General features: G+C 68.4%; 3 protein-coding genes. 1 reads left to right on the top strand and 2 read right to left on the bottom strand.

Annotation, left to right across the window (positions count from 1 at the left end; genetic code table 11):
* Window positions 1-3084 (bottom strand): ATP-binding protein (locus VGG53_RS15005; RefSeq protein WP_331518854.1); only part of this gene is annotated, 3084 nt, incomplete at its 3' end.
* 137 nt (window positions 3085-3221) lie between these two features.
* Between VGG53_RS15005 and VGG53_RS15000 the strand changes: the two genes are divergently transcribed.
* Window positions 3222-5615, top strand: coding sequence for a hypothetical protein (locus VGG53_RS15000; protein WP_331518853.1), 2394 nt, complete (start codon window positions 3222-3224; stop codon window positions 5613-5615).
* A 3-nt stretch (window positions 5616-5618) separates the two neighbouring features.
* Here the strand turns inward: VGG53_RS15000 and VGG53_RS14995 are convergent.
* Window positions 5619-5838, bottom strand: a 220-nt coding sequence (locus VGG53_RS14995; protein ID WP_331518852.1) for a hypothetical protein, incomplete at its 5' end; no start/stop codon positions are given.

Raw genomic sequence — 5838 nt, 5'->3', positions numbered from 1 at the left:
GTAGCCGGCCGCCTCGCCGCGGGCCCGGGCCAGCAGCGCCCGCAGGCCCAGCAGCGCCACCTGGTAGACCATGAATCCCGGCTCGGTCGGCACCGCGGCGAGCCGGTCGATGGCGGCCTGCGCTTCCTGCAGGTCAGCCTCGGTGCCGCGGGCCAGCAGCGACTCGACCAGAATCGTCACCGCGGCACCGACAAACTCGATCTCCCAGCAGTCGTATTCCTGCTCGACCACCGCCCGCGACAGCTCAATAGCGTCGGCGACATCCCCGGCCCGGATCTTCTCCTTCGCATACTGCACGTCGACGATCGGCACCATCGTCCCGTTGAACTGCTCCCGCAGGACGGCGTCGCGAACCAGGGCAAGCAGCTCGAAGCCCTCGTCGCGTCCCGGACCCGCCCGGTGCACAAGAGCAACGCCGCGCGCCATCCGGGCCATGGTCAACGTCAAATCCTCGCCGGATTGCTCGGCGATCTGCAGCATCTCGGCGGTCTCCTGCAGGAACGCGTCGTCGCCCAGCAGCACCCCATTGGCGATGCCCCAGCCGTACCCGTACATCATCACCGTGGCCCGAATCTGGGGGTCGACCGTGCGAACCATGTCCTGTGCCCGAACGATGTCGTCCTTCCACCCGGGTAAACCAAAGCAGCATCGTGCGGTCCCGCGGACCGCGATCGCGGCGGCCAGCGGTGACGCGAAAATCAGGTTGCCCTTGCGCTCGTCGTCGGCGGCCAGGTCGATGCACAGCTGGGCCAGCCGCAGGACTTCAGTGGCCTCCCCGGTAAAGCGTTTGGCGGCCATCGCCGCATACGACAGCGCGATGGTCAGCGTCGGATCGCCGATGGACTCGATCAGCCCGGTGTACTCCGACGCCAACTGCGACGCGTCCCGGTATCGCCCGTGGATGAGCAGCATGGTCACCTGCCCCGACATCCCGATGACCAGCGACACCTTGTCATCGGCCGCCGACGCCAGTTGCCTCAGCTCCTCAAACCCGGTTTCGTCGATATTGCCCATCGCGCGCCAGGAACTGCCGCACAGCAGGGTGCGCGGCGCGATCCGCAGCGACGCCCGCGCCGGGTCGTCCGCGGGCAACCGATCGGCGACCTGACGCGCCCGCTGCCAACTCATCCGGGCCGCACCGATGTCACGGTTGGTCGACCAAGTCCCCGCACGCATGTGCCAGGCGAACGCCTCATGCAAATCACCGGCGGCCTCCAAATGCTCGGCGATCAGCGCGGCGTTATCCTCCACTGACCCCGGATCGCGCTGCTGGATCGCCGCAGCCAAACTCCGGTGCAACTCGGCGCGCTCCGAACCCAGTTGGGACTGATAGGCAACCGCATGAATCAGCGGATGCCGAAACGCATACTCCGCGCGCGGGCTGAACAGCACCTGATCGATGAGCTCGGCGTCAACCAGTGTCGCCACCGCGCTGACATCAATCAGACTCGCCAACAGCTCGGCACCGAACCGCAGCCCGATCACCGCGGCGGCATTCAGCGTGCGTTTCGCCGAGGCCTCAAGCCGGTCGATGCGGGCAGCGATCGCGGCCTGCAACGTCGCCGGCACCTCCACCCGAGCCGCACCACCCGGACACACGTAGGCACCGCGCACGCCGCGCAGCACGCCGCGGTCGGCCAGATCGCGCACGATCTCCTCGGCGAAAAACGGATTACCCGCCGCGCGCTCAGCGATCCGGACCGTCCACCCGGTCACCGTCGGATCCGCACCGAGCAGCTCGGTGATCAACGCCCCGGTCTGCCCATCGTCCAACGGCGCCAACGCAATCGTCTGCGCACCGGCGATCCTGCTCAGCGCCCCCCGGTACTCGGGCCGGTAAGTGATCACCAACAACGAACGGGATTGGACCACCACCGACAAGAAATCGGTCAGCAGCGCCTCACTGATCTGATCGATCCAATGCGCGTCCTCAATCACAAACACCCGCGGCGCGGGATGCGCCAGCAGGGCCGCATTGACCAGCGCGGTCAGCCGCCGCCGACGGGCATCGGGGGCGATGTCGGGCAACGCCACCCCGGGATCGCGGATGCCGAGCATGTCATCGAACAGCACCAAATCCGCGCCATCAGCACCCAGGATCTGATCTCGCACCCGCACCCGTGCGGCCTCCTCGGCGAGCCCCTCGATCCCGAACACCGCCCGCAACAGCGGCGCCACCGCATGAAACGCGATCTCACTGGCATGCGATTCGCAAAACGTCGAAAACACCTCGGCCCCACGGCTCGCCGCGATCGCCACAATCTCAGCCACCATCCGGCTCTTCCCGATACCCGCCGGCCCGACCACCCCCGCCACACACCCATACCCACCCATCGAGCGATCCAGCATGCCCACCAAAGCGGCCATCTCCCACTGCCGCCCCACCAACGTCGACTCCCGCCGTCCCACCCGCGCGTGCTGCCGGGCCAACCCCACCAACCGGCGCCCGCACACCGGCTGCCCGACCCCCTCCACGCGCACCAGCACCGATTCACCCAACACCGCCGCATCCTCGACCAGCCGGACCGTGAACTCGCTGAGCATCACCCCACCCGGCGGCGCGACCGCCTCCATCCGCTGCGCCACCCCAACCGGATCACCAACACCGGTGTATCCAAAAGCGCCCGAACCGATCTCGCCGGCTATCACCTGACCGGAGTTCAGGCCCACCCGCATCACCAGCCCGATACCGTCGCGAGGCTCGAGCTCAGCGGCCAGCCGCTTGGCGTCCTGCTGCATGCCCAGCGCCGCCAAGCAGGCACGAAAAGCATGATCCTCCAACGCGACCGGCGCCCCGAACACGGCCGTGATCCCGTCACCGGTGAACTTGTCGATCGTGCCGCCGTAGCGCTGCACCACCGCCGCCGCGCGGTTGACCAACTCGGCCATGACCTCCCGCAACCGCTCGGCGCCCACCACCGCAGCGACGCCCATCGCATCCACCACATCGGCGAACAGCACCGTCACCTGCTTGTACTCCGCCGCCTCCCCGGCCCGCGCCATCGGCGACCCGCACGCATCGCAAAACCGGGCACCCTCCCGCACATGGGTGCCACAGGCCCGACACAACACCACCGCCGTCATCGGACCGACCGCACGGCAGCATGCACCGTGCCAGCAGGAACGTGCGACACGGCGACCACTATGCGCGCTGTTTGACGCCCGAGCAACCCTTTTCGGTGTCATCATCACGATGCAAGTGCGCGAAGGGAGGTCCCTCGATGCGCCCCGCGGTCACCACCTCGCGCCTGGTGCGATTGGTTATTTCAACCGCGGCCCTGGGATTGGTCGCCTACCTGTCGGTGCTGGCGGTGCGGCCCTCCGCAGCCGGCGGGCTGCCGGCCTGGCTGAGGTGGTTCGGCCGGCCGGGATCGTGGCAAACGATCGCCGTCGTCGCGGCACTGCTGGCCGCGCTCTGTGTGCTGGGCTTCCGAACGCAGCGCCGCCTCGGGTCGGGAAACGTTCCGATCACCGTCATCGCCGGCCTCGCCGCCACGGGTGCCGTGCTGGGCTTCAGTTCCTACTGGAACTGTCACGACGCCATGCATCCGCCGTTCATCACGCCACTGATATGGACAGCATCGTTGGTCAAGGGCGGCATCAGCGACATGGAGCTGGGCGGGCACGTGTGTCCCCACCCCACCCCGACCGCTCTCGAGGTGGCGCGGCTGGCCGCGCTGGGGGCGATCTTCACCGGCCTGGCCGGCGTCGTGATCGCGGTGTTCCGCTCGCAGGTGGACCGGCTGCGGGTTAGCCTCGCCGACACCGTCACCGCCGTGGTCGGCATCGACAACGACACCCGATCAATGGTCAGCGCGATCGCGCGGACGTTGGACCGACGCGGCACACTGGTCGTCATAACCGGGGGCCCGGACGAACCCGGCGAGCCGGAGGCCCGCGCCCAGGGTGCCCGGGTGGTGTCAGTGGACCTCAACACACCGGCGACCCTGGAGTCACTGTCGCTGTGGCGCAACCTCGAGCGGCTGTACTTGATGTCGGCCGATCCGTCGACCAACCTCGCTTGGCTGGACGTGATCACGCGTCGACTATCCGCCATTGGCAACAAGTACCGGCTGCCGCTCATCGTGCGCATCGACGACCCGTGGCAAGCCGAGGCCTGGCGTGCCCAGCAGTTCGGTGGATCCGACACCAGGTGGGCCGCCGACGCTGTCGGCAAGTACGACGTGACCGCTTACTGGCTGCTCGAGAACATCGTCGCCAACAAGGCGATACAACGTGTCTTCGTCTGCGGCACATCGCAGTTGACGTTGGCGCTGTGCGCCGATCTGACCCGACGCCAGCTGGAATTCGACTACTACGCCGCGCCCGACGAAGCGGCTCTACCGGCACTCACCCTGGTCGGCCAGGACGCCGAGGAATACCGGCAGGATCACGAATTCCACCGCCGGCAGATCGGATCCTCCTCCAGCGGGCCAATTATCGACGCGACACCGCAGCCGCCCACGGTGCAGACGCTGATGCGGTTGATCGGAGATAGCGACCCGCAATACTGTGCGGCGATATTCGTCGACGACCCCGCCGGTGGTTCGCCCGGCGGCCCGACGACCGGAACCCGGCTGGCCGCCCGTTTTCCCACCATGCCCGTGTACAGCTGGGATCCCGACGCCCAGATGGCCGACGACCGGTTGCAGATCGTGGGGCAGCTGCGGACCTACCGGCTGCGACTGGACATGCCCGAGGGGCAGGCCCAGGACGCCTGGGAACGAGCGGCGCGCCTGATCCACGAGCGCTACGTGGGCGCGATCGACCCGGAGGCACACCGATCTGCGGCAACATTGCCGTGGGCGCAACTCGACGACTTCTACCGCGGGTCGAATCGGCGCCAGGTGCGCAATGCGCTGTGGATGGTCGAGCAGATCGCCGGGCACACCTGGAACACCTGGGGCAGCCCGCCGCCACTGCTGGCCCCCGGCGACATGGCCGGATCGCCCGCGCTGGAACGGCTTGCGCATCTGGGCTTCGACCGCGACACGGCGATGAAGATGGCACGGGCCGAGCACGAAGACTGGTGCCGCTACTACCGCCGCGCCGGCTGGAAGCACGGTCCGGCCCGCGACGATGCGCACCGGATCCACGACAAGCTGGTCGACTGGTCGGTGCTGGAAACCAAGCCGGATCTGCTCAATGCCGCCCTGACGAGCCTTGCGGCCACCATGTGGAGCCTTCGCCAACTCGGCTATCGGTCCCGCCCGGTGTGGCAACCATTCACCCGGATCGGAACGGTCACCGCCGAACAACGGAGCTCACCCTGGACCTGGACGTCGCGGTCGGGAGAGACGATGCGCGCCAGCGCCGGGGCCTGGGCGGTCGAGGCTGACGGCGAAAGTTGGTCGGTGCGCGACGACATTTTCCGGGCCACCTACGAGCACGTCGCCGAACGGCAATGGCGAAGGCGCGGACGGGTTCTCGCCCGGCCCGCGCAGCCGGGCGAAGTGCTGGACACCCTGGAGGGCCCGGCGACCGCGGCGGACGGCGACTGGGTGGTGCGGGGCGCCGACGGCGAGCAATGGCCGGTTCCCGGTGATGAGTTCGCCCGGCGGTATGTCGAATTCCATTCACCGACGGACACGCACATCCATGCCAGCGGCGACTAACCATCAGGTCATCGCCGCGGCCGTCGCGGTGTGTCCTTCGTAGCCAAGCGAGGTCGCCAGTTGCCGGTAGCGGTCGGCGAAGTCCCGGTAGCCGGCCGCCTCGCCGCGGGCCCGGGCCAGCAGCGCCCGCAGGCCCAGCAGCGCCACCTGGTAGACCATGAATCCCGGCTCGGTCGGCACCGCGGCGAGCCGGTCGATGGCGGCCTGCGCTTCCTGCAGGTCA

Source organism: Mycobacterium sp., assembly GCF_036490025.1.
In the GTDB taxonomy this organism is placed as follows: domain Bacteria; phylum Actinomycetota; class Actinomycetes; order Mycobacteriales; family Mycobacteriaceae; genus Mycobacterium.
The sequence above is the reverse complement of the archived record's forward strand: the minus strand, read 5'-3'. Positions and strand labels throughout refer to the sequence as shown.